The 23,537-nt window shown below is 33.2% G+C and carries 25 protein-coding genes and 1 pseudogene; 21 read left to right on the forward strand and 5 right to left on the reverse strand.

Going from position 1 to position 23,537, the window contains the following annotated elements:
* Positions 1-456 precede the first annotated feature (456 nt).
* Positions 457-1,674 carry a L,D-transpeptidase family protein gene (locus F5ESL0246_RS00790; protein WP_122017660.1) on the reverse strand — a complete coding sequence of 406 codons (1,218 nt, stop codon included), beginning with the start codon at positions 1,672-1,674 and terminating at the stop codon, positions 457-459.
* Between the two features lie 111 nt (positions 1,675-1,785).
* Here F5ESL0246_RS00790 and F5ESL0246_RS00795 point away from each other — a divergent pair, with 111 nt between their 5' ends.
* The 9 genes from F5ESL0246_RS00795 to F5ESL0246_RS00835 all read left to right on the forward strand — a co-directional run bounded on the left by F5ESL0246_RS00795 (position 1,786) and on the right by F5ESL0246_RS00835 (position 10,910).
* Positions 1,786-2,580: a DUF4931 domain-containing protein gene (locus F5ESL0246_RS00795; RefSeq protein WP_122017661.1), complete on the forward strand. Its 795-nt coding sequence runs from the start codon at positions 1,786-1,788 to the stop codon at positions 2,578-2,580.
* Positions 2,581-2,681: 101 nt separating this feature from the next.
* Complete coding sequence (locus F5ESL0246_RS00800; RefSeq protein WP_122017662.1) at positions 2,682-3,296, forward strand: ECF transporter S component; 615 nt, start codon at positions 2,682-2,684, stop codon at positions 3,294-3,296.
* Between the two features lie 128 nt (positions 3,297-3,424).
* Entirely contained in the window at positions 3,425-4,174 is a 750-nt protein-coding gene (locus F5ESL0246_RS00805; protein ID WP_122017663.1) for an ABC transporter ATP-binding protein, read from the forward strand.
* 11 nt (positions 4,175-4,185) lie between these two features.
* Positions 4,186-5,991, forward strand: coding sequence for an FtsX-like permease family protein (locus F5ESL0246_RS00810; protein WP_122017664.1), 1,806 nt, complete (start codon positions 4,186-4,188; stop codon positions 5,989-5,991).
* Between the two features lie 352 nt (positions 5,992-6,343).
* Entirely contained in the window at positions 6,344-7,543 is a 1,200-nt protein-coding gene (locus F5ESL0246_RS00815; protein WP_369916895.1) for an ABC transporter substrate-binding protein, read from the forward strand.
* A 26-nt stretch (positions 7,544-7,569) separates the two neighbouring features.
* Complete coding sequence (locus F5ESL0246_RS00820) at positions 7,570-8,448, forward strand: branched-chain amino acid ABC transporter permease (RefSeq protein ID WP_122017666.1); 879 nt, start codon at positions 7,570-7,572, stop codon at positions 8,446-8,448.
* A gap of 8 nt (positions 8,449-8,456) precedes the next feature.
* Positions 8,457-9,413 (forward strand): branched-chain amino acid ABC transporter permease, encoded by a 957-nt coding sequence (locus tag F5ESL0246_RS00825; RefSeq protein WP_122017667.1) that lies wholly within the window; start codon positions 8,457-8,459, stop codon positions 9,411-9,413.
* Positions 9,414-9,416: 3 nt separating this feature from the next.
* Entirely contained in the window at positions 9,417-10,199 is a 783-nt protein-coding gene (locus F5ESL0246_RS00830) for an ABC transporter ATP-binding protein (RefSeq protein WP_122017668.1), read from the forward strand.
* A 6-nt stretch (positions 10,200-10,205) separates the two neighbouring features.
* Positions 10,206-10,910 (forward strand): ABC transporter ATP-binding protein, encoded by a 705-nt coding sequence (locus F5ESL0246_RS00835; RefSeq protein WP_122017754.1) that lies wholly within the window; start codon positions 10,206-10,208, stop codon positions 10,908-10,910.
* 74 nt (positions 10,911-10,984) lie between these two features.
* Here the strand turns inward: F5ESL0246_RS00835 and F5ESL0246_RS00840 are convergent, their stop codons facing one another.
* Together F5ESL0246_RS00840 and F5ESL0246_RS00845 are read right to left on the reverse strand one after the other, a co-directional pair.
* Complete coding sequence (locus tag F5ESL0246_RS00840; protein ID WP_122017669.1) at positions 10,985-11,629, reverse strand: histidine phosphatase family protein; 645 nt, start codon at positions 11,627-11,629, stop codon at positions 10,985-10,987.
* Between the two features lie 32 nt (positions 11,630-11,661).
* A complete protein-coding gene (locus tag F5ESL0246_RS00845; RefSeq protein ID WP_122017670.1) occupies positions 11,662-12,270 on the reverse strand; it encodes a matrixin family metalloprotease in 609 nt (202 codons plus the stop codon).
* A 239-nt stretch (positions 12,271-12,509) separates the two neighbouring features.
* On the opposite strand from F5ESL0246_RS00845, the gene helD reads away from it, so the two are divergent.
* From helD to efp, 4 genes are all read left to right on the forward strand, one after another.
* On the forward strand, positions 12,510-14,792 hold the full coding sequence (gene helD / locus F5ESL0246_RS00850) for an RNA polymerase recycling motor HelD (protein WP_122017671.1): 2,283 nt from the start codon (positions 12,510-12,512) through the stop codon (positions 14,790-14,792).
* A 9-nt stretch (positions 14,793-14,801) separates the two neighbouring features.
* The gene (locus F5ESL0246_RS00855; protein ID WP_122017672.1) at positions 14,802-15,251 is read left to right on the forward strand and encodes a GNAT family N-acetyltransferase; all 450 of its coding nucleotides are present in this window, start codon (positions 14,802-14,804) and stop codon (positions 15,249-15,251) included.
* A 77-nt stretch (positions 15,252-15,328) separates the two neighbouring features.
* On the forward strand, positions 15,329-16,246 hold the full coding sequence (gene coaA, locus F5ESL0246_RS00860; protein WP_122017673.1) for a type I pantothenate kinase: 918 nt from the start codon (positions 15,329-15,331) through the stop codon (positions 16,244-16,246).
* 388 nt (positions 16,247-16,634) lie between these two features.
* On the forward strand, positions 16,635-17,207 hold the full coding sequence (gene efp / locus F5ESL0246_RS00865) for an elongation factor P (protein WP_122017674.1): 573 nt from the start codon (positions 16,635-16,637) through the stop codon (positions 17,205-17,207).
* Between the two features lie 143 nt (positions 17,208-17,350).
* On the opposite strand, the gene F5ESL0246_RS00870 is transcribed toward efp, so the two are convergent.
* Positions 17,351-18,151 (reverse strand): MurR/RpiR family transcriptional regulator, encoded by an 801-nt coding sequence (locus tag F5ESL0246_RS00870; RefSeq protein ID WP_122017675.1) that lies wholly within the window; start codon positions 18,149-18,151, stop codon positions 17,351-17,353.
* Positions 18,152-18,529: 378 nt separating this feature from the next.
* Between F5ESL0246_RS00870 and F5ESL0246_RS00875 the strand changes: the two genes are divergently transcribed.
* The 6 genes from F5ESL0246_RS00875 (at position 18,530) to F5ESL0246_RS00900 (ending at position 22,675) form a co-directional block, all read left to right on the forward strand.
* On the forward strand, positions 18,530-19,624 hold the full coding sequence (locus F5ESL0246_RS00875; protein ID WP_122017676.1) for a tyrosine-protein phosphatase: 1,095 nt from the start codon (positions 18,530-18,532) through the stop codon (positions 19,622-19,624).
* The gene (locus tag F5ESL0246_RS00880; protein ID WP_118907252.1) at positions 19,614-20,060 is read left to right on the forward strand and encodes a PTS sugar transporter subunit IIA; all 447 of its coding nucleotides are present in this window, start codon (positions 19,614-19,616) and stop codon (positions 20,058-20,060) included. Before F5ESL0246_RS00875 ends, F5ESL0246_RS00880 begins: the two co-directional genes overlap by 11 nt.
* Positions 20,041-20,517 (forward strand): PTS sugar transporter subunit IIB, encoded by a 477-nt coding sequence (locus F5ESL0246_RS00885; protein ID WP_122017677.1) that lies wholly within the window; start codon positions 20,041-20,043, stop codon positions 20,515-20,517. The genes F5ESL0246_RS00880 and F5ESL0246_RS00885 overlap by 20 nt, the downstream gene beginning before the upstream one ends.
* Entirely contained in the window at positions 20,514-21,323 is an 810-nt protein-coding gene (locus tag F5ESL0246_RS00890; protein ID WP_122017678.1) for a PTS sugar transporter subunit IIC, read from the forward strand. Before F5ESL0246_RS00885 ends, F5ESL0246_RS00890 begins: the two co-directional genes overlap by 4 nt.
* Positions 21,320-22,168, forward strand: coding sequence for a PTS system mannose/fructose/sorbose family transporter subunit IID (locus F5ESL0246_RS00895; protein ID WP_122017679.1), 849 nt, complete (start codon positions 21,320-21,322; stop codon positions 22,166-22,168). Before F5ESL0246_RS00890 ends, F5ESL0246_RS00895 begins: the two co-directional genes overlap by 4 nt.
* A 162-nt stretch (positions 22,169-22,330) precedes the next feature.
* On the forward strand, positions 22,331-22,675 hold the full coding sequence (locus F5ESL0246_RS00900) for a hypothetical protein (protein ID WP_122017680.1): 345 nt from the start codon (positions 22,331-22,333) through the stop codon (positions 22,673-22,675).
* Positions 22,676-22,729: 54 nt separating this feature from the next.
* Here the strand turns inward: F5ESL0246_RS00900 and F5ESL0246_RS00905 are convergent, their stop codons facing one another.
* Positions 22,730-23,047 (reverse strand): hypothetical protein, encoded by a 318-nt coding sequence (locus F5ESL0246_RS00905; protein ID WP_122023455.1) that lies wholly within the window; start codon positions 23,045-23,047, stop codon positions 22,730-22,732.
* A 9-nt stretch (positions 23,048-23,056) separates the two neighbouring features.
* Here F5ESL0246_RS00905 and F5ESL0246_RS08325 point away from each other — a divergent pair.
* Both F5ESL0246_RS08325 and F5ESL0246_RS00915 read left to right on the forward strand, forming a co-directional pair.
* Positions 23,057-23,164, forward strand: a pseudogene (locus tag F5ESL0246_RS08325) (PTS system mannose/fructose/sorbose family transporter subunit IID); the annotation flags it as partial.
* Between the two features lie 22 nt (positions 23,165-23,186).
* Positions 23,187-23,480: a DUF202 domain-containing protein gene (locus F5ESL0246_RS00915; RefSeq protein WP_122017682.1), complete on the forward strand. Its 294-nt coding sequence runs from the start codon at positions 23,187-23,189 to the stop codon at positions 23,478-23,480.
* Positions 23,481-23,537 lie beyond the last annotated feature (57 nt).

Here is a 23,537-nt window from a genome sequence, read left to right on the forward strand (position 1 = left end):
TTTGTTGGTCTTTTTATTTTTAGTTGTAGTACTGTCAGTAATTTGTTTAAGTTCATCAATTTTTTCAACCAGTAACTATAATTGTTGTGATTGATTCAGTAACTTTTGGATCTGATTAAGCGTATCATGCAAACGAGTAATTTCTTGTTTGTTTATCGGTAAAGACTTTAAGTAGTTTGTTTAGAAATGCCCAGTTCATCTGCTAATTGCTTGATTGTTTTAGTCCATAATACGATCCTCAAATTTAGTAGTTAGTCTTATCTTAAATAATAGTATTCAAAATTTGAGAGCTAATAACTTAGCTAAATTTTAATGATAATACAATTGCATTTTCAACATAAAATTTGAATAAGTTGAAATTATCTAACAGTAACGTGCTTTTTATATTATGATTATGTTATTGGTTAAATAAAAAAACAGCAACGAATTATTCGTTGCTGCTTTTTATTATCTTACTTAATTATAAATAATAACTGCTTCATGCTTAATCACATTATGCCAAACACGATTAATTTCGCTCGGTTTAATATTAATGCAGCCATGAGAGCCACCACGTAGGTATGCACTCTTGCTCCAATCACCACGCCAAGCAGCATCGTGTAGACCACAACCACTAAGTGTAAAAGGCATCCAATATTTAACTGGTGAAGCGTACTTAGAACCATCATCATTGCGTCCGCGCAAAGTAGCAGGGGATTCTTTATAATGAATATACCAAACCCCTTCTGGAGTTCGGTTACCTTTTCCTTTACTCTTATCTCTAGTTCCGGTGACAATATCGGTTAAATAAACAGCTAATTTACCATTCCGAATGATCCAGAGTTCCTGCTTTTTTAATGAAATAACAATGTAATTATTGCCGATTCCATGATTAGTTTTGCCGTAACCTAAACCATAAGTACTGTATCCAAGTCCATAGATGTAATTCTGACCATCAAGTTCTGTAGTTCCATTTAAGAAAGCTTGTTCAACCGCAGTTTGCGCTTTTTTAACATAAACGCCCCAACCATAACTTTCGTTTTTTATGGTAATTTTTTGAGCTGCCAATTTTCTTTTAACGGGAACTGCAAACTTATAACTTTGATGAATTGTTGAAACTTCTTTATCAATCTTGTTTAATTGTGCTGTTAGGCTTTCAGTGTTTAAAAAAATGTATTTGCCCTGCTTAAATTCAGCTTGATCAATTAACTTGGCAGCCTCTAATTTATATATTTTACCTGCAATTCTATAGTTTACAATAGCACCACTGACTGTTTGCAACTTTTTATTGGCAGTAAGTAAGGCGGTATTGTCATATTGATAGTTTTGTTTATTAGGCATTTCAGTATGTTGTTTTTTAAAGTATTGCGTAACCGTCTCTTGCTTAATTGTATTAATGTTGGGGTCGCGTTCAATGGCAACCTTTCCTTTTTCAAGAGTGACAATGTTATTACCTTTTTGGTTAATTTTTTTAGTAGCATTGTTAACCGTCAGATTACCCACTTTGACGCCATAAATAGTTACATTAGGGTTAAAATGAGTAGTAGCAAATTCTCTTGCCTGTTTTTGTGCGGCAACGTGGTTGTTGTATGAAACAACACCGAAGATAAGTGCTAAAATCAAAATGATACCGACAATAATTAAGTATAGATTATTGCGGTTATTGTATTTTTTTAAGTCCCTTTTTGATTGCATAAATTTACCTACTAATAACATAATTCTAACAATTACTGCCGTTCCATTTTATCATCTATTGCGGCTCTAGTAAAATGCAAAAGGTTAAAGATGCTTAGAGAGGAAATTATATTGGATGAAGAACCGTTAATTTTTGATATTAATATTGTACAGGGCAAGCCAAATTCTTATCGAAAAACAAATCGTGCACTGATTTGCCCATTTTGCCAAACAAATGAGTTAACTGATATTTACGAAAAAGAAGGTGACATGATCTGGTTGCATAATAAGTTTCCAACATTACGTGACACTGTACAAACAGTCTTAATTGAGTCCGGTAATCATGTGGGTGATATTACGACGTATACTCCAAAATATAATCGTGATTTAATGCGGTTTGCTTTAAAATGCTTTAAGCAAATGAATAAGCAAAAATTGTTTAAATCGGTTCTCTGGTATAAAAATTATGGCCCACATTCAGGTGGCTCACTAAGTCATCCGCATATGCAAATCGTTGGCTTAAAAAAACAAGATGGCTACCGATATATTTGTGAAAAAAATTTCATCGGTATAACCGTTTTTAATGGAAAAGATATTGAAGTAAATATTAGTACTTATCCAGTTCAAGGGTATATTGAGTTCAACTTTAATTTGCTAAAAATAAGCGGCCTTGAACGATGGTCCGATTGGATTCAGAGTGGTACTAAGTATTTGTTAAATGTCCTTTCTGGTGGTCGCTGTGATTCATACAATTTGTTTTTTTATCCTAGAGAAGATCAAAAAATTTGTGCCAAATTAATTGCTCGCTTCGCAGCACCACCTTATTTTATTGGCTATAAATTATCACAGGTTGATAACAAAGAAAAACTTGTTGAAGAGGCAACTTCTTTTAAACACTTTTTTAATCATGGTTCACGGTTGGACTAACTTTAAAGAAAGTATCGAAAAAAATAATAATAAGATTGATATGACTAATTGTTAGTTCATGAGTTAAGCAATATAATAGTTAAATATTGAAGGAGAAGCAAATGCATAAAAAACAAACCAGGAACATGGCAATTACTGCCTTATTTGTTGCTATATTTTTATTACAAACTTTTGTACCGAATATTGGTTATATCCGGATTTTGCCGACTTTACCCGCAATTACAACTGTTCCATTAACAGTTGCTGTGTATGGTCTGCTAATGGGACCCAAGAAAGGATTGTGTTTTGGTTTGTTATGGGGAGCGTTACGTTTTATTCAAGCTTATATTCAGCCAGCTGATATTGTTAGCATAATGCTCTTTCGTAACCCAGTAATTGCACTTGTGCCTAGTATTCTGGCTGGACTATTTCCCGGACTGGTTGGATATATATTTGAGCAAAAAGCGGTCAAGGTCAAGCAGTTAGGATATTTAATTGCAGGAGCAGTTACTTCTTTAACTAATACGGTGATGGTGATTTTATTGACAAGTATTTTCTTTGCAAATAGATCAACTGAATTAATGGGGTATATGGGTAAATTTGCTAATGGTACTCCACTACTTTTGGCGTTGATTATTGCTTTGGGAATGAATGGAATAATTGAAGCTGTTTTTACGGCGGTTTTAGTTCCGCTTATTGTGACGCCACTTAAAAAAACTTTACAACGATTAAATTAACTGCTATTGAATAATTAAGCATAAGCATTTCACAAAGAAAGGCTTATTTTTTTATGAAAATATTGACAAAATTATTTTGCGGTGTAGTGTATTAGATAAATAATACATAAATAGATTGGAGGTAATTAATAATGGAAATATTACATGTCGATCATGTCACAAAAACTTACGGTAAGCGAGGTGAAAAGCAGTATCAAGCATTAAAAGGTATTGATTTTACTGTAAATTCAGGTGAATTTGTAGCAATTATGGGTGCCTCTGGTTCTGGTAAAACAACGCTTCTTAACTTACTATCTACTTTGGATCGACCAACAGGTGGTCGTGTGTTGATTAATGGCCAAGACAATAGTAGCTTAAAAGATAATCAGTTGGCAGATTTTCGTAGCAAGCAAATTGGCTTTATCTTTCAAGATTTTAATTTATTAGAAAGTTTAACTAATCGTGAAAATATTGCGTTACCACTAGCGCTTAGTGGTTTAACGCCAAACCGCATTAATCCCTTAGTTAATAAGATTGCAACAAGACTTGGAATTGTAGAAATTTTAGCCAAATATCCGGTTGAAATATCAGGTGGACAAAAGCAGAGGGTTGCAGCTGCTAGGGCACTAGTCCATGACCCCGCAATTCTATTAGCCGATGAACCAACGGGTGCTTTAGACTCTAAGAATGCACGTGAATTACTTGAGACAATGGCAGACTTAAACCACAAAGATCAGATTACAACATTAATGGTGACCCATGACCCAATATCCGCTAGTTTTGCTAGTCGTATTTTGTTTATTAAAGATGGCAAAATTGGCAAGCAGCTACTCAGAAATGATATGTCAAGAATTGAATTTTATCATTCTTTGATTTACCAAATGGAACTCGCCGAATAAGGAGAAAAATTATGATTTGGAAGTTATCTGTAGCAGGAATTAAAAGTCGGCTAAAAGATTATCTTGTACTTTTTTCGGGCCTAATTGTAGCTAGTATGATTTTTTACATGTTTTTGACAATTGCTACTAATCCTGCCTTTCTGGCTAAAGACGTATATGCACGTACAAGTTATGTAAACTTTATTTTCATTTTTGGCATAATTTTGCTGGCAATTATTACTTTTGTGTACCTAATTTATGCCAATTCTTTTTTATTAAATATGCGTAAGCATGATTATGGCATGTTTATGATACTTGGTGCTAAAGGAAAACGTATCGGTTTGATTATCTTTTTGGAAACATTAGTTACTGGTATTTTGGCAACTATGCTTGGTACCGTACTAGGCTTTGGTTTAACTGGATTGATTTCTAAGTTATTAATTAGTCGGCTCGGATTGGCAATCTACCATTTTCAAATAATTTTACCTAGTGCTATTTTGGGTACTTTCTGTTTTTTTATCATCATGTTCTTTTTAGGAGCTATTTGGAATGTCCATAAGCTGACTAAAACACCGATTATTAATCTACTTAAAGAAAATCAAAAACCAACTAAAATTAATCAAAAGCCGTTTTTACGTGTGGTTGAAACTGTTTTCGGGTTAATTTTACTGGCTTTCGGCTATCAAGTAATGACGTGGTCATCAACAAAAATTTATCAGATTATTCCCACCGCTTTAATAACAATTGTTAGTGGCTCATATTTTATTTTTAATGCTTTATTTAGCATGATTATTGCCAGCTTAATTAAAAAGGAAAGCTTTTCTTACCGTGGGATACGCATTTTTACTTTGGGACAATTAAAGTTTCGTTTGCATGAATATACTAGAATTTTAACCCTAATTTCACTGCTTTTTGCTCTGGCTTTAGGAGCAATTACAGTTGGCTTGAATTTTGATACGGTTAAGGAACATGCTAAAACTAGTACCTACTATGACACGATTGTGGTTAGTAAAGCGGCAGCTGTTAACAAAGAGGTTGCCAAATTAAATATTCAAAATCAGCAAACTTATGCTTATAAGGAAACACATAAATACATTTACTTTAATCGCAATGAATTTGTAAGGCAGCCGCTTAAAGTAACTAAATTCTACCTAAAAAAAGATGAGCCTATGTATAAGGTGGAAAATTTACCAACCAAAAAACTAGATGTACCAAATACTGATGCTAATATTGCTTTAAGCGGAATGATAATTAATGGCTTGCAAAAGATAATTCGTTTAGTACCGGCAAACAAGTGGCAAAATTTACAGGGTACAAAGAAGATGATTACGTTACTTAACGTAAAAGACTTTGACCATGACTATCCGATTTTAATGAAAATTCAACAACTCCAATTAAAGGAAAATCCAAAATATTCTAATATCTATGAAGCAAGTAAACCAAATAACTATCAATTATTGCTTAACTATAGCAGTGGGTTTGAATTTATGGGCTTTTTCTTAGGAATTGCCTTTTTGACAATGCTAGCTTCAACTTTAATGTTTAAAGTCTTAAATGGTGCTAGTGATGATAAAATCCGTTATCGAATGCTTAATCAGATAGGGACTAGAGTAAGTCTACTTAAACGATCAATTAACTGGGAAATTGGTATTTTATTCTTATTACCAGCTATTTTGGGGATTATTGATGTGCTATTTGGTTTACAACTTTTCCGTTCTTTACTGCCAGATCCATATCATAATATTTGGTTGCTATTTACCATTTTTATTATTCTCTATGTCTTTTATTATTTATTAACGATTAAATTATATAAAAAGATTGTTTTGAGTTGTAATTAAATGTAGTGTTATTTAAATATTGTTGATTTATAATTAAAATAATTTTAAAATAAGCTTGACTGCCGAAAAGTATATGTTTATAATTATAAGCGTTAAATTAAATTTGTGGGAGGAATTTTTAATAATGTCTAAAAATATAAAACAACAAAAAAATATTAAAATCAATCCAACCTGCCGTTTAATTGCCTTGTTGTTGCCATTCAGGACTTGACTATGAATAATTACTGAAAAAGTAATTTGGTTAAGCCCTTGTTTGCGTTTAATGAATGGGGCTTAACTTTTAAGTGATATAAGCCTCATTCATTTCAATGAATGAGGTTTTTTAATTATTAGATGTTATAAAAGGAGATTAATAATGGGTAGAATTAATAAAAGAGTACTAAATCTTATTACAGCAGGGGCAGCAGCCTTTTTAATGGCGGGCTGTAGTGTTGCTAAGACTAGCAATAATAACGGTACTCATCAAGATAAAGACATTATTAAAATTGGAGTTAATATGGAGCTATCTGGAGCGGCAGCCGGTTATGGTAATGCGGAAAAACAAGGAATACAGTTAGCCGCAAATGAAATCAATCAAGCTGGTGGTATTAATGTTAATGGTCAAAAAAAGAAAATTAAATTGATTATTCGTGATAATAAAACCGCAATTGCAACTTCAGCTTCGGTTGCTGCACAGTTAGCTACTAAAGATAAAGTTGCTGCAATTGTAGGACCAGCAACCACTAATGCCGGTACGGCTGAAATTCCCAATATTACTAAGGCATCTGTTCCTAGTGTTAGTCCATCAGCTACCGATCCAAGCTATACTTTACAGAAAAATGGCAAGGTACAACCGTTTGTATTCCGTGCATGTTTTCAAAACAATTTCCAAGGTGAAAATGCAGCTAAGTTTGTAACTAATAACTTAAAAGCTAAAAGGGTTGCGATTCTTGCTGATAATTCTAGTGATTATGGTACAGGTTTAGCTAAGGCATTTAGGAAGACTTATAAGGGTAGAATAGTGGACAGTCAAACTTATTCTGAAGGCGATAAAGATTTTAATGCAGTGCTGACTTCTTTTAAATCAAAGAAAATTGATGCTATCTATGTTCCGGGCTACTACACCGAGGTGGGTCTGATTATTAAGCAAGCACGCCAAATAGGAATTAAGACTCCAATTATTGGTAGTGATGGCATGGCTGATCCTAAGCTAGCTCAAATTGCGGGAGATAAATATGCAACAAATATTTACTATACTACACCGTTTTCGACTAGAGTTGCTGCTAAAAATGCGACAGCAAAGAAATTTATGACTGAATTCAAGAATCACTACAATGTAGAAGCACCAACTTTTTCAGCTTTAGCCTATGATTCTGTTTACATGATTAAAACCGCAATTGAAAATGAAAAGTCAGATGATTCAACTAAAATAGCAGCTGGATTAGCTAAGATTAAGGATTTTGACGGAGTTACTGGTCAAATCACCGTAAATAAAACACATGATCCAGAAATGCCAATTGCGATTGAAGAGATGACTAATGGAAAAGTAAGTAATTCATTTAGTGTTGAATAAAACAATTATTAAAGGAGCGAATAGCTTTGCAAATATTTTTACAGCAAATCATCAATGCTTTGTCACTAGGGTCAATTTATGCCCTACTAGCTCTTGGATATAGTATGGTTTATGGCATTATTAAGTTAATTAACTTTGCACATGGTGATATTTACATGTTGGGAGCATTTTGTGCTTATTTCGTAATTAATACCTTGCATTTCAACTTTATTATGGCTTTATTTTCAGCGATGATCTTTGGCGCACTGTTAGGAGTAATTATTGAGTATTTGGCTTATCGACCACTGCGTAAATCACCGAGAATCACGGTCTTGATTACAGCAATTGGGGTTTCATTCTTACTCGAAAACGGTATGTCTTACTTTGTTGGTTCGAATGCTCGTAGTTTTCCTCAGGTAATTGAACAAGTTAATTACAACGTAGGTGGGGTTTTAATTTCTAATATTCAAATTTTGATTTTGGTAACTTCTTTAAGTTTAATGATTTTATTGCAAATAGTTATTAAAAAAACTAGTATGGGCCGAGCAATGCGCGCCGTGTCAGTTGATCCAGAGGCAGCTGAATTGGTCGGGATTAATGTTAATCATACAATCTCTTTTACTTTTGCACTTGGATCAGCATTAGCAGGTGCAGCGGGAATTTTAATTGGAATGTACTATAACTCAATTGATCCGTTGATGGGAATGACGCCGGGAATTAAGGCTTTTGTTGCCGCAGTTTTAGGCGGTATTGGTTCCGTTCCTGGTGCATCACTTGGAGGATTTTTGATAGGAATTTTAGAGACATTCTTTCAATCAGTTGGATTATCTGCATATAAAGATGCAGTTGTTTACTTAATTTTAATTATAATTTTACTCTTTTTCCCAGCAGGTATTTTTGGTAAAAATATCAAGGAAAAGGTTTAGGTGGCAGTATGAGAGCAAATTGGAAATATATTTTATCGTGGCTTTTACTAATGATTGCTGGTTTTTACTTAATTAATACATTAATTATGACAGGTATGATTGATAATTTTATTGAAAATATGCTGGTAATGATTGGGATCAATATTATTTTAGCGACAGGTCTTAATTTAATTATAGGTTTTAGCGGTCAATTTTCTTTAGGTCATGCGGGATTTATGGCAATTGGTGCATACGTGACTGCAATAATTACACAATATTGGACAAATGAATTTGGCTTTATTGTTTCAATGATAGCAGGAATGCTTATAGCAGGTATGATTGCATTGATTGTTGGAACGGCCACTTTTATTAGGCTTAAAGGTGACTATCTAGCTATTGCGACACTGGGTGTGGCTGAAATAATCCGTAATATAATTAATAATTTGAAAATTACTGGTGGGTCAGCAGGAATGTTTAATATTCCTCAGTTGTGCTCATGGCCAACAGTTTACATAATGGTATGTTTAACTACAATTGTTATCTTAAATTTTGTTCGTTCTCGCGATGGACGGGCAATTAAGGCTGTGCGTGAAGATGAACTTGCAGCTGAGGCGATGGGAATCAATACGACTAAATGGAAAGTGGCTGCATTTGTTTTTGGGGGCGCAACAGCTGCTATTGCAGGAAGTTTGCAGGCCTCATATCTACAAACAATTTCTCCAGCCAATTTTGGAATAATGGAGTCAATTTCCATTTTAGTTATTGTGGTTTTAGGTGGTGTTGGTAGCATTACTGGTACTTTCTTAGCTGCTTCAGTTCTGGGCATTCTGGATACAGTTTTACAAAATTTTGGATCACTAAGAATGGTTATTTACGCAATTGCGCTTATTATGATTATGCTCTTCAAGCCATCCGGTCTGTTAGGTAACTGGGAATTATCTTTAAAAAATTTAATGCAGCGCTTTGTAAAAAAAGAAAGAGAGTAAGATATGAAACATTTATTGCAGGTTGATCATGTCGTACGCAATTTTGGTGGCTTGGTTGCTGTCAAAGACGTTTCGCTGTATTTGGATCAACAAGAATTGGTTGCGTTGATAGGTCCTAATGGTGCTGGTAAAACTACTTTATTTAACTTATTGACCGGAATGATTCCTGTTACTAGTGGTAGTATCAAGTTACAAACAGAAACAAAAAATTATGATTTGACTCATAAAAATGCAACACAGATTGCTAATTTAGGTCTTTCACGAACATTTCAAAATATTAGATTATTTAAAAATTTAACAGTGATAGATAATGTATTAACTGCAATGACAAGTAGATATCAGGAAGGATTTTTGACAACGGTCTTACGCCTACCAGACTTTTATCTAACGGAGCGCAAGATGAAAGAATCTGCAGAGCGACTATTAGATATTTTTGAACTAACTGATCATAAAACAACTTTGGCTAAGAACCTGCCTTATGGCACACAACGACGGTTGGAAATAGTCCGTGCACTAGCAACCGAGCCTAAGATTCTTTTCTTAGATGAACCAGCCGCAGGGATGAATCCAGAAGAAACAGCAGATTTGACCGATTTGATTAAATATATTCAAAAAGAGTTTGGAATTACGGTCTTGTTGATTGAACATGATATGTCGTTGGTAATGAAACTTGCAACTCGAATTTATGTGTTGGATCAGGGCCAGCTTTTGGCAACGGGAAAGCCAGATGAAATTAAGTCAAATCCCAAAGTAATTGAAGCTTATTTGGGAGAGGGTGTAAATTAGATGGTTATGCTGGAAGTAAAAGATCTAGTTGTCAATTATGGTGTGATTCAAGCAGTTAAGGGAGTTAGTTTTGAAATTAATGAAGGTGAGATTGTTACACTAATTGGAGCTAATGGAGCTGGTAAAACTACGATTGTGAAGACAATTTCAGGATTACTTAAACCAAAAAGTGGTCAAATTATTTATCAAAATGAAAATCTGGTTCGTCAAAAAGCTTCGCAAATTGTTGGAGCTGGTATTTCCCAAGTAGCTGAAGGTCGGCATATTTTTGCGGGGATGACGGTAATGGAAAATCTACAATTAGGAGCTTTTTTACAAAATAATCATGATGAGGCAAAGAAAAGTTATGAAGAGGTTTTTGACAGATTCCCTATTTTGAAAAAAAGACGTAATCAGGATGCAGCTACTCTCTCAGGTGGTGAGCAACAAATGCTCGCAATTGGTCGAGCATTAATGATTAAACCTAAATTACTTTTGCTAGATGAACCTTCGATGGGATTATCGCCACTCTTTATTCAGGAAATATTTGCAATTATCAAGGAATTGAACGATCGCGGTACAACAATCTTATTAATTGAACAAAATGCTAAACAAGCTTTAGCAATTGCAGATCGTGGTTATGTCTTGGCTACGGGGAAAGTGCAATTAACTGGAACAGGCTCAGAATTATTAGCTAATTCTGAGGTTCAACGAGTATATTTTGGTGGTTAAAACCGTAAATCTACATAAAAAAGCCGTTCGCTGGTTATAAAGCGAACGACTTTTTGTATACTTTTTAAGTATAATTATATTTCCATATTATTATACGAAACTATTTTTTGTTCTTGATCATTCATATTCATAATGGTAATTGACGCGTTGCGTGGCCCGACACTTATGTCATAACCACCAAAGCGAGCAGCAATACTGCGAATTGTAAAGCCATGGGTAACCAACAGAATATTTTCTGCACCATCAAGCTGATGGATTAGTTTAAAGCCTTGATCAAGTCTTGTCCAATATTCTTTAGCATTTTCTGCTTCGTGAAAGGGATCAGCCTCTTTAATCCAATCCTTGATGGTGTCAATCGATTCGTTTTTAAAAATATCATAATGATTATGATACCCGTGAGGTCCACCAATCATTTGCCAAGCCATGTCTGTATCCATTCCTTCAAAGTAACCGTAAAATTGTTCCCTAAAAAGGGGTGTTGCAAGATGCTGGATTTCATCATGATTAATATTGTGTTTAATAATATTGTCGCACGTATCACTGGCACGTTTTAGATCACTAGATAAAGCGATATCAAATGGTACATCTTTTAGGGCTTCTCCAGCTTGCTCAGCTTCTGAAATCCCCTTTTTGGTTAAGGGAGTATCACACCATCCTTGCATTTTGTTATAACGGTTAATATAAGTTTGTCCATGGCGTACAATATAAATTCTCTTCATCATCAATTCTCCCCCAGTCTTATTAAGTATAACTATTTGTGATAGAGTTTTCTAACAGTTGAAATATCGTTCGGTTCAATTGGGTAAAGCGAGCCTACGGGATACATGACAGATTTGCCGTTATTGTGTTTAAGACCAATTGCATGACCTAATTCGTGTTCAACTGTATTAACTACTCTTTGACGACTGTAATCATAGATAGAAAAATTCTGTAAGTAGAAGATATTTAGTCTGGTTACAGCCGAGTATAAAATTCCGGTTTTAGTATAGTAATGAAATGTGGTGTAACCAGCATAATTAGTGTTGGGACTGTAAACTTGTTCAATTACAATATTTGCCTTTTTCTTATTTTCGGTTTTGATAAAGTCAAAAGCTCCCGTATTATTCCAGGCATTAATTGCATCATTTGTAGCGGATATTAAATCTTGATTGTCATTTAGGTCAATATAAACAAAAGCTTTAGCGGATTTCCATCGCCAACCTACTGTAGCAGGTATTTTACTTTTATTACTCTTTTTAGTCTTTTTTGCATAGACTACTTGATTAAAATTATTGTCGCTGATTGGTGCAAGGTAACCAATGGTTCCAACTATAATTAATGTGCACAATAATTTGGTAAAAAAATGATAAAATTTATTCATGTGTTTAGTTCAACTCCATCTTCTATATTATAAATTAAAATTAGTAATATAAATTAAAATTAGTAATTTTTTCAGAAAAATTAATAGATAATTGCTAAATGGATGCAATTAATAAGGCAATAATAATTAAATATGCATTAGGAGTTAATCATTAGACACGATTGAAGTTGAAATTATATATTAATTCAATTTCATGTTAAAATAGTATCCAAGTTTTGAAAAAATAGGTGACAAAAGCGATGGATGATAAACAATTTGAACAAAAACATCTCAATCAAATTATAAAAATGTTAAGTGAGAAGGAAAGAGAGTTATCTTCGTCAATTAAGTCTGCTGAGGGAGAGGCTAAGGATCTAAACTCGCATTTCTTTGATGACGTGAAATTGGATTATGATGGTTATTCAACTTCAATGGAAACGGCGCTATCGATTCACCAGCAGCAACAATTACTTGATGAACGTGAGAATGCATGGCAACATGCTGCTAGACAATTGAATACGGTACAGAAATTAGAGAAGAAGCCTTATTTTGCACGGGTTGACTTTAAAGAGGGTACCGAAAAGCCAGAAACGATTTATATTGGTCTGGGTTCGTTTGCTGATAAAAATAATCACTTTTTAATATATGATTGGAGGGCGCCAATTTCTTCAATTTATTATGATGGTAAGTTAGGCAATGTTTCATATCAATCTCCTGAAGGGGAAATATCCGTTCAGATGACTAAGAAACGGCAATTTATGATTGAAAATGGTCAAATCATCAACATGTTTGATACCAATGAATCTATTGGCGATCAAATGCTACTGGAAGTTCTTAATGAAAAATCTAGTACACAGATGAAAACAATTGTAACGACCATCCAACATGAACAAAATAAGATAATTCGAAATACGAGTGCAGATCTGCTGTTTGTTCAAGGGGCAGCCGGTTCAGGTAAAACTTCAGCAATTTTACAACGTATTGCCTACCTGTTATATCGCTATCGTGGTAATTTGACGAGCAGTGATGTTATTATGTTTAGTCCCAATCAGCTTTTTAACGATTATATCAAAAACGTTCTACCCGAAATGGGTGAGCAAAATATGGTTCAAATGACATATTGGCAGTTTGTGGCTCGCAGGTTGCCAGGGATGCGTGTTGAAAATCTGTTTGATCAGTTTGAAGATAAGACTGCTGATTCAACTATTAGTAATTTTAAAGACTCAACAAGTTTCTTTAAGCTCATTAATCGCTATGCTAAACATCTTAATGAACGAGGCGTAGTCTTTAAAAATATTTATTTCCGCAATAAAAAGAAACCATTTTTTAATAAAGAAAAGATTAGTGATTTATATTACTCGTTTAATACCAATTATAATTTGAGTAATCGGATAGATGCAACCCGTGAAGAACTAATCAAATTACTTAATCGAAAGATAACGTCTGAGTCAAGAAAAGCTTGGGTTGCCGATGAAATTCAGAATCTAAACCAGGAGCAGTTAAATGAATTATATGATCGTCCTGACCAAGAGTTTGAATCTGAAAAAAAGGAAGAAAAATTTTTAAGTCGAAAAATAGTAATTAAAGCTTTAGGTAGAGTCTTTCAACAAATTCGCCGTAATAGTTTTGTGAATATGCGTATGCAATACCTCAACTTTTTGCGAGCAGTTCCCAAAATGACGGACTTAAGTAAATGGAAGATTAGCGATCAAGAGTGGGCCCAACATGTTGAGCAAACTAAGGATAATTTTATGCACCATTTTATACGCATGAATGATGTTTCGGCCTATCTTTACCTTTATGATTTAATTACTGGTAGACAGGTAAATTATGAAATGCGCTATGCTTTTATCGATGAAATTCAAGACTATACACCATTTCAACTTTGTTATCTTAAGTATAATTTCCCCCGAGCAAAATTTACTATGTTGGGAGATCTGAACCAAGCAATTTTTACTAAAGATGAAAGTAAAAGCTTACTTAAACAGATTAGTGGGTTATTTGACCCAGAAAAAACTGATGTGGTTCAACTAACCAAGTCCTACCGCTCTACTAAGCAATTAACAGATTTCACTAAGCAAATTTTACGACAAGGTGAAAAAGTTGAATCATTTGATCGTCAAGGCCCTAAACCTGTTATTTGGAAGTGTGAAAACGACTCTGTCACATTTACAGTATTGGAACAAATACTACAAAACAACAACCAGCAAAAGTTGACAACAGCGATTATTACAAAAGATTTGGCTAGTGCAAAATTAGTTGCCCAGAAGTTGAAAGAAGCAAAAGTTAAGGCTGTTTTGATTGCTTCGGCAAACCAGCGATTAGTTAATGGCAGCCTGATTATTCCATCATATTTGGCCAAAGGACTTGAATTTGATGCTGTGATTATGTGGGATGCGTCAAAAGCCAATTATCACCGAATTGACGAAACTCAATTGGTCTATACAATTACATCGCGTGCGATGTACAAGTTGGATTTAATATATACAGGAGAGAAGAGTCCATTACTTGACGTAAAGAGTGCCACATATGATGAAAAGTAGGTAGGAAACATGACAGAGTTAGAAAGTTTTTCATTTAAAAAGATTAATCAAATGACTGGATGTGAGGTTTTTTGTCTTGCTCGTTTGCGTATCGATACCTTTGTTACTGAACAAAAAATTACTGAGCCTGAATTAGATGATCAAGATATAACTGCAATTCATGTTTTCCGTTTGAATCAAAAGCAAACTCAAGCGGATGCTGTATGTCGTCTCTTTGAAGAAAATGGTAAATGGATGTTGGGCAGAGTCGCAGTAGCTTATAATATGCGGGGACAACATTTAGGCTCGCAAATGCTAGAGCAAGTTCATCAATATTTGAGACAAAGAGGGGTCCACAAAATTTATTGTCATGCTCAAATTCAGGCTAAACCTTTCTATGACAACTTGGGTTATAAGGTTCGTGGCAAGGTGTTTACCGAAGCGGGTCTTGAACATGTTATGATGTACTATGATTTATAAAAGAACCAACTCGTACAATTCTTGTGCGAGTTTTTATTTCATTTAGAAATATAGAGAATTAAAAGGAATGATCTTGAATGAAGAATTATTTACAATTTAATCGAGATGAATGGGCAAGCTTAACTGCTTCTAGTAAGCAAGTTAATGTTACTCCACAAGAATTGATAAAACTGAAATCACTAGGTGATGTGATTAATTTGACCGATGTAAGACAAATTTATGGTACGTTAATTAAATATATTCATCTCGTATATAAAGAAAAACAAGCTTTGCAGCAAAGAAAGCAAGAATTTTTAATGCGAAATGTAACACCGGCACCATTTATTATTGGAATTTCTGGCTCAGTCGCCGTTGGTAAATCAACTACGGCAAGACTTTTACAGGTTTTATTAAGTCGGACATATCCTATGTTGCAAGTTCATTTGATGACGACAGATGGCTTTATTTATCCCAACCAAGAATTAAAAAGGCGACAGTTGTTTGATCGTAAAGGCTTTCCAGAAAGTTATAATATGAGCTTATTGCGTGATTTTTTACAAGATGTTCTTGGAGGCAAAAAAAACATTGCTTATCCTCTGTATTCGCAAGAATTAAGTGATATTATTCCTGGAAAATATGGTCATGTGAAAAGGCCTGATATTTTAATTATCGAGGGGATTAATACTCTGCAATTGCCAACTAATGGTCAAATTGTTACTAGTGATTTTTTTGATTTTTCAATTTATGTCGATGCGCAAGAGGATTTAATTGAAGAATGGTTTATGCAACGGTTTGTCCGTGTATTGGAATTAAATAAAAATAATCCAGATAATTTTTATTATGAAATGGCTAATGGACCACGTGAAGATGCCATAAAGTTAGCACAGGATACTTGGCAGATGGTTAATCTGGTTAATCTACGAGAATATATAGCTCCAACTAAGCGGCGTGCAGATCTAATTTTGCATAAGACATCCGGTCATATTATTGATCAAATTTATTTGAAGCAATTTTAATCCTAGTTATGAAGAGAAAGAAGATTTTTTTGCAAAAGAAGATATTGAGAATTGATGTTCTTTAAAGAATTGTATTGACGCGGTTACAGATGCAGAAATAGTTATTTCAGATAAATCATATACGATGCCACAATATTAAACCAGGTAAAGATTTGCAACCCAGGATTTAATGACGACTAAATCAATTTATTTATCAAAAAGCTGTTAGTGAAAATGTTGGAATATGACAGATTAGCATTTTAATAATTTTGATTACTAGGAGTATAAATTTGGTATAATTAATTACATGAATATGATTTATTTACTACTAATTAAAAAATTTGCTTTACCTCCAGCCAGCTTGCTTTTTTGCTTTTAACAATAATCATAGGAATAAAGGAGTATAAAAATGGTTCAAGCAATTAACTTAAAAAAGGGTATGGTTTTCAGTCAAGATGGAAAAATGATTAGAGTGCTTAAGGCTAATCACCATAAGCCGGGCAAAGGCAACACTGTAATGCAAATGGATTTGCGTAATATAGAAAGTGGAGCTGTGGTTCATAAGACCATGAGACCAACAGAGAAAGTTGAACTAATTGACATTACAAAGAAAAATGCCCAGTTTCTTTATAGTGAAGGGGATACTTATACATTTATGGACACGGAGACTTATGAACAATATGAGGTTTCTGAAAGCCAATTGGGTGATGACAAACTTTATTTAATACCAAATATTGAAGTACAACTAGAATTTGCTAATGATAGTAAGCTTCTTGGTGTCGAACTTCCAGCAACAGTTGTAATGAAAGTGGTTCACACTGAACCAGGGATTAAAGGTGCGACAGTTACGGGTTCAGGCAAGCCAGCAACAATGGAAACTGGTTTAGTTGTTCAAGTTCCTGATTTTATAAAGGATGGCGAAGAATTAATAATTAACACGGCTGAAGGAATTTATAAATCAAGAGCTGAAGGAAATAAATAAAATAATAAAAAAGCAAGAAAAAACCTGAAGCTAACCCCCGGAATTGGACAAAGATTCCAATTCGGGGGTTTTCTTATGTCTAAATATTTACTAAAAACAAAATTAGAAGCAGTAGATTACTTATTAATACAAATTAATTATTTTTATTTATCTCCAACGGCAATTCTTGTTGTCTGCATTGAATCTTTAAATTTGTCTTCTTCTTGTAAACAAGATGTTAAGATGTCAATCAAATACATATTCGAAAATTGAGAATTAATAAATTTTTCGTTGTCAGTAAATCTGGGATTATAAACATGAAAAATCAAATCACTAATTTGAGCAACAGGATTATCAAGGTAGCTCGTAATTGATACTATTTTTGCAAATTGCTTTTTAGCAATTTTTAAAGTCTCAACAATAGAGCTGGTAGTTCCGCTATTTGAAATTGCCAAAAATAAATCTTTGTTAGTTGAGATACTTGCACGCATTTTCATCCAATTTGGATCAATAAAGCTCTGAGCGTCAAAACCCATTCGCATCAACCGAAGACCAAAAGCTTCTGCTGAAACACCAGAATTACTTGAACCTATTAAAATAATATGTTCTTGACTTTTTAATAGGTTTATAAATTGTTTGATTGAATGTTGATCAATCATTTGTTGAGTATTTTTAATAACTGTTTGGTAAAAACTAAATACTTCGCTTAAAATATCATTTTCTTGTCTAGATATATTCTTAATTAAATGCTGACTAATATCTACTTTCATATCGGAATAACTTGTACAACCAATTTTTTTAACAAAACGAGTAACTGTTGCACAGGAAGTTTTAGTATTATGAGCTAACTCAGTTATTTTCATATTATTAATTTTAGGACTGTTTTGTAAAATGTAATCAGCAATGGATCGTTCATTTTTAGAAAAGCGTAAATAATTTTTTTGTATTGCAACAAGTGGGTTCAAAATAAATTCATTCCTTTTGTAATAGTTAAAACATATTGACTTTTTATATTACTAATTATAATGAATTACTATACTTAATGAAAATGATTTTCCTCAAGATTTAATATTATTAATTATTTTTATTGTTTCATTTAGATCAAATCTAGAAAGTAGCTAATTATCAAAGGATATAGGTAAAAATAAAATTAAAGTTACTAATGGCAGTGTATATTTAAGATTATTTTATCAATTAAATTCTTAAAATTTTTAATTTATGCAAAGAAATTATTTGTTTATTGTGTATTTTATTTGTTTATTGTAAAAATTATTTTCTTAAAAATAAAATTGCGTAAATTATTTTCTTGTAATATAATCAATCGTGAAAGGGGTTCCATAAAAATGAAAGAACAACCATATATTTTGCATAATATAAAAATAAAACGAGATGGTGATATTGTAACTATTGAATTGTATCATTCAAAGCAGCAACGTACTTATGAATTATTGGCAGGCAATATAGCTAGTGTAAAGGGAATTAATACGAAATTGGCAACTAGTTCTAATGGTATTTTTCAAATTAAAGTACCACGTACAAGTTTGCCCCAATACTTTATTATTAAATCTGAAAATGGTGACTTTTCAACAAATCTATTTACAGAACGAGTGCTTCCTTTGAATAATGCAATTAATATTCGTGACATGGGAGGATATGAATCAAAGGATGGGAGATTTTTAAAGTGGGGGCTTCTTTTCCGTGGGGATCAGCTATCTAAACTGGATAAAAATGATATTGAGGTTTTAACACAGTATCATTTTAAAACCATTGTTGATTATCGTTCACCACATGAACGGCAATATCATCCCAATAAATTTTTATCAACGGTTATTCAGGTTTTAAATTGTGACCCCCAGTCAAGTTTTTCCGAAGCTGCAGCTAACGTTGTTGATTTGCGAGGTGAAAACGAAAAACTGGTGCAATCTATAAAAAATGGAGAAGTTCCTAACAAATATCTTAATGACCGTGGCGAAAATGTTATTGAAAGTTACCAAGATTTAGTTACATCTCCAGTTGCCAAACAAGCATACGGCAGAATGATCAAGGCAGTGTGTCGCAAAGAAAACTTACCTTTATTTCATCATTGTCGAGGGGGTAAAGACCGAACCGGTTTTGGTTCAATGCTGATCCTACTGTTATTGAATATAAAGGAGGAGGATATTATTCAAGATTATATGATTACCAAAACAATTCGTAGAGATCGAAATCAGCTAAAGTATGATTTGTATCGAGAACTTGTGCAAGAAAAATCATACCTTGATTATTTAATGGCGATGATAGATACAAGAAAAAGTTATATTAAAGCAGCAATTGATAAAATTTACGACCTGTTCGATACTCCAGAAAATTATTTTCAAAAGCATTTTGGCATAACAATGGATGAGATTAATAATGTAAGAAATTTTTATTTAGAAGAAGGAACGCAATATGATAGATAAATCCTCTAATGTAGCTGTTATATTGGCTAGTCATGGCTTTTTTGCAAAAGAAGCTCTACGCAGCGCTGAAATGATTGTAGGAAAACAACAAAATTGTGCATATCTTGCAGTTAAAGAAGATATGAATCTAGAACAAGCAAAAAGCCAAATGGAAAAATTGTTAATGGATCTGGATACTAGTAAAGGAATAATCATTTTATGTGATATTTTAGGAGGCACTCCTTCGAATGTCAGCGGTGCATTTTGCTTAAAACAGGAAAACACTTTGGTATTAAGCGGTTTAAATTTACCAATGCTTTTAGATTTATTTACCAATCGTAATCGAAATTTAAATGAACTAGCCGAGTCACTTGAAAAATCATATAAAATGGGTTTTCAAAATATTTCAGAAAGATTTAGAGAAGAGGAACAAGAAGATGGCAGTGGAATTTTGTAGAATAGATGATCGTTTGATTCATGGACAAGTAGTAACAACCTGGTTAAATATTAAACAAATTGAGCAGGTAATCATTGTTGATGATGCCGTTGCAAAAGACAAGATTCAATCGAACGTTCTAAAAATGAGCGTACCGCGTAACATTAAATTGCATATTTTTACTACAGAAAAATTTTTAAAAATTGTTCCTAATAATCCAGTAACTAGAAGAACAATGCTGTTGTTCGCATCTCCGTTTACAGTGGAAGAAATTGTTGATAACGGTTATAAGATTGAAAACCTAAATATTGGTGGTATTCGTGGTAATGATAAGCGTAAGCAATATACTAAGGCTGTGTTTTTAACAGATGACGAAAAACATGCATTAGAAAGAATAATGGACCACGGTGTTGATGTTGAAATTCAAATGGTTCCAACTGATGGAGCTGTAAAACTAAGAGAGGTTTTAGAGAAATGAAAGTCTTTATTTTAACTGCTTTAGCTTTTCTTTTAGGAATTGATGATGTTAGCACTAAAATGTTTCGTAGACCACTTTTGATAGCACCAATTGTTGGTATTATTTTGGGTAATTTACAAGCAGGATTAATTATTGGTGCTACTTTAGAAATTATGTGGATGGGAATCGGTGATGTCGGTGCTTATATGGCACCAGATTTAATTACTGGGACAATGATTAGTACATCGCTTGCAATTATGGGAAATAGTAATGGGTCGATTTCAACTATGGTTGCGACTGCGATCACATTGGCTGTTCCTACATCAATTTTGGCACAACAATTGCTTGTCCTAATTGAAACTGTTAACTGTTCTCTTAACGGCTGGGCTAAGAAGTTAGCTGATAATGCTGATGTAAAAGGAACATATTGGTTGACTTGGCCACCAGCACTTTTATATGGTTTTACTCGTGCATTTCCTACCTTTTTAGCTTTACAGTTTGGTGCAGGAGCTATTCAGCAAGCAATTAATGATTTACCAAAGTTTATTATCAATGGTTTAAGTACAGCAGGATCAATTATACCATCGGTGGGTATTGCTTTGTTAATGATGACAATGTTGAAAAAAAGAGAACTTTGGATGTTTGTTATTTTAGGATTTGTTCTATCTTCTTATTTAAAATTAGACATTTTACCAATTACTTTGATTGCTATAGTATTTGCTTTCTTGTATGAAAGAGCAACAAGAGAGTTAGCAAATCAAGCAGTTGCAAGTCAACCTGTACAAGCAAGTATTGGTGATGAAGATGAGGAGGATTATGACTTATGACCGATGAAAAATTGACTGCGCCAGAACATAAGTTAAACAATCGTGATTTATGGCGCATGTTTATGCGATTGAACACAATGAGAATTACGCTTAATTATGAGACCTTACAGGGTGTGGGTTTCATGCGAGCAATTGCTCCCGCATTAGCTAAAATATATCCTGATAAAAAAGATCTATCTGAAGCAATGAAGCGACACCTTGTTTTTTATAATTCGCATGTTAATTTCGATGCTGTGATTTTAGGTTTATCAGCTGCGATGGAAGAAACTACGCCAGCAGATGAAAAGGAAGGAATCAATCCATTAAAAACAGGTTTAATGGGACCTTTAGCTGGTTTAGGAGATAGTTTAATTAAATTTACTTGGCTGCCAATTGTTGGTAGTATCGGTGCATCAATAGCATTTGGTGGTAGTGTTTTTGGCCCTATCTTAATGTTTATTTTATATAATATTATTAACATGGGTGCACGTTATTATGCAGTTTCTTTTGGTTACAAAAAAGGAATTGATTTTTTAAATAGTAATCAGCAAAGCGATGTTATTCAAAAAATTTCAACGATGGCGAATGTTGTTGGACTAATGGTAGTCGGTGCATTAATTTCTACAGTAATCAAAATAAGTACGCCAATTAAAATTGCGGTCCACTCAAACGTTTCAAGTAAGGTTGGTAATAACGTAATTAGTTTACAATCAATGTTTGATAAAATAATGCCTGGGTTATTAAGTTTACTTGTGACAACAGCAGTTTACTATATTTTGAAAAAGACTAATGGTAAGCATGCAGCGATGCTCATTATTGCAATGATGGTAATTGTTGTTGGATTAACATATTTCAAGATTTTATAATCAATATTAGGAAATCGTAACGAATTGAGGAAGCAATGTTTCATGTTTGAAGTTTAAATTTTGATATGATTACTTAAGAAATGTCTAAATTTGATTTGATGGATAAAATAAAAATTTTACCAGTCTCACTATCCTTAGTATAATAAAATCTGAGGTGAGATTATGGAAATAGGACCATTGTCAGAATGGGTAACAGCTTGTGCAGAGATCGCAGCAGTTTGTGTTGCATTGTTTTTACCATATTTTGATAAGATGCGTGCAAAACGTAAAAAAACTCGTAATATGAAGATTATGCTTAAGACAATTATCAATAATGCACTAAAAGATAATAATGTTACGGTTTTAGAGTCATTCTTAAAAATAAGTTATTTAGCAAGCGATGATGAAGATGACAAACAAATATTTTCAATTGCTGAACATGCGATTGAAGTCATTAAAGATGATGAACTTTCACAAGAGCAAAAGAGTACTGCAATTAAGCAGATAATTAACTATTTGAATCAATAAAATAAAAAGACACATTTAGTGGATAACGCTGAATGTGTCTTTTTTACTTAATAGTTACTCATTGTTATTATGGTTAACCTGTAATTGAATATTAAATAATTGCGTTTCTAAATCTCCTGTCTTTAAAGCACTTTGAATTTTATAATCAAGCCGTTCCATTTTGGAATTATAAGATTTGAATTTTGGTATTGTAGAACCGTCTGTCATAATTAAATCTAATTTTTTAGTAGTTAAATTATGATAATTGATGACTTTTTCATCAAGAATTCTTTGGCAGGCAGGACTGTTAATAACGCTAGGTAAAACTGATGCTCCCATATTTGTTTTCATAACTTCGCGTTGGATATTTTTGTTTGTGCATAATAATTTCATGAATTCCCGTTAATGGCTAAGAAACATGTTTCAGCTATTTGGACAATGATTATCCTTATAGTCATTGCTTTTGCTGGCGTCGTTCTTGGAGTATTCAACCCAGGGTTGAAATATTAAGTCTCATCAAGAGGGGCAAATAATGAATGCTAAAAAAATAACTGAAGGATATCAAGAAGAAGTCACATATCAAAAAAGAATGTTACAAAATTTACAATACTGGTTACAGTTTTTCTTAGCAGTTGGTGCGATTGGTTTTGTGTTGTGTTATTACTTTTATAGACGAACAATCTGGTTATTTATTATCGGCATTATCTTATTATTAATTAGTATGTTTAGTTCAGCTATAATTGCTTATGGCAAATATCGTGGCAAGAAAAATTTAAAATTATTAATATCTGATTATCAAAAGAAAATCAATTATTTAGAAAAGTAAGTTATTGCTTAAGTAAAAGCTCGATACAACTTTATGTATCGAGCTTTTTTGGATATT

This window comes from Lactobacillus sp. ESL0246 (assembly GCF_003692965.1).
Lineage (GTDB): Bacteria > Bacillota > Bacilli > Lactobacillales > Lactobacillaceae > Lactobacillus.

Bases quoted from the DNA above. Each gene is read 5' to 3' on its own strand.
- F5ESL0246_RS00875 (WP_122017676.1), top strand. From the start codon at position 18,530: ATGAAAGAACAACCATATATTTTGCATAATATAAAAATAAAACGAGAT.
- F5ESL0246_RS00880 (WP_118907252.1), top strand. From the start codon at position 19,614: ATGATAGATAAATCCTCTAATGTAGCTGTTATATTGGCTAGTCATGGC.
- helD (WP_122017671.1), top strand. From the start codon at position 12,510: ATGGATGATAAACAATTTGAACAAAAACATCTCAATCAAATTATAAAA.
- F5ESL0246_RS00810 (WP_122017664.1), top strand. From the start codon at position 4,186: ATGATTTGGAAGTTATCTGTAGCAGGAATTAAAAGTCGGCTAAAAGAT.
- efp (WP_122017674.1), top strand. From the start codon at position 16,635: ATGGTTCAAGCAATTAACTTAAAAAAGGGTATGGTTTTCAGTCAAGAT.
- F5ESL0246_RS00895 (WP_122017679.1), top strand. From the start codon at position 21,320: ATGACCGATGAAAAATTGACTGCGCCAGAACATAAGTTAAACAATCGT.
- F5ESL0246_RS00915 (WP_122017682.1), top strand. From the start codon at position 23,187: ATGAATGCTAAAAAAATAACTGAAGGATATCAAGAAGAAGTCACATAT.
- F5ESL0246_RS00855 (WP_122017672.1), top strand. From the start codon at position 14,802: ATGACAGAGTTAGAAAGTTTTTCATTTAAAAAGATTAATCAAATGACT.
- F5ESL0246_RS00840 (WP_122017669.1), bottom strand. From the start codon at position 11,629: ATGAAGAGAATTTATATTGTACGCCATGGACAAACTTATATTAACCGT.
- F5ESL0246_RS00885 (WP_122017677.1), top strand. From the start codon at position 20,041: ATGGCAGTGGAATTTTGTAGAATAGATGATCGTTTGATTCATGGACAA.
- F5ESL0246_RS00890 (WP_122017678.1), top strand. From the start codon at position 20,514: ATGAAAGTCTTTATTTTAACTGCTTTAGCTTTTCTTTTAGGAATTGAT.
- F5ESL0246_RS00800 (WP_122017662.1), top strand. From the start codon at position 2,682: ATGCATAAAAAACAAACCAGGAACATGGCAATTACTGCCTTATTTGTT.
- coaA (WP_122017673.1), top strand. From the start codon at position 15,329: ATGAAGAATTATTTACAATTTAATCGAGATGAATGGGCAAGCTTAACT.
- F5ESL0246_RS00830 (WP_122017668.1), top strand. From the start codon at position 9,417: ATGAAACATTTATTGCAGGTTGATCATGTCGTACGCAATTTTGGTGGC.
- F5ESL0246_RS00905 (WP_122023455.1), bottom strand. From the start codon at position 23,047: ATGAAATTATTATGCACAAACAAAAATATCCAACGCGAAGTTATGAAA.
- F5ESL0246_RS00825 (WP_122017667.1), top strand. From the start codon at position 8,457: ATGAGAGCAAATTGGAAATATATTTTATCGTGGCTTTTACTAATGATT.
- F5ESL0246_RS00900 (WP_122017680.1), top strand. From the start codon at position 22,331: ATGGAAATAGGACCATTGTCAGAATGGGTAACAGCTTGTGCAGAGATC.
- F5ESL0246_RS00845 (WP_122017670.1), bottom strand. From the start codon at position 12,270: ATGAATAAATTTTATCATTTTTTTACCAAATTATTGTGCACATTAATT.
- F5ESL0246_RS00790 (WP_122017660.1), bottom strand. From the start codon at position 1,674: ATGCAATCAAAAAGGGACTTAAAAAAATACAATAACCGCAATAATCTA.
- F5ESL0246_RS00835 (WP_122017754.1), top strand. From the start codon at position 10,206: ATGCTGGAAGTAAAAGATCTAGTTGTCAATTATGGTGTGATTCAAGCA.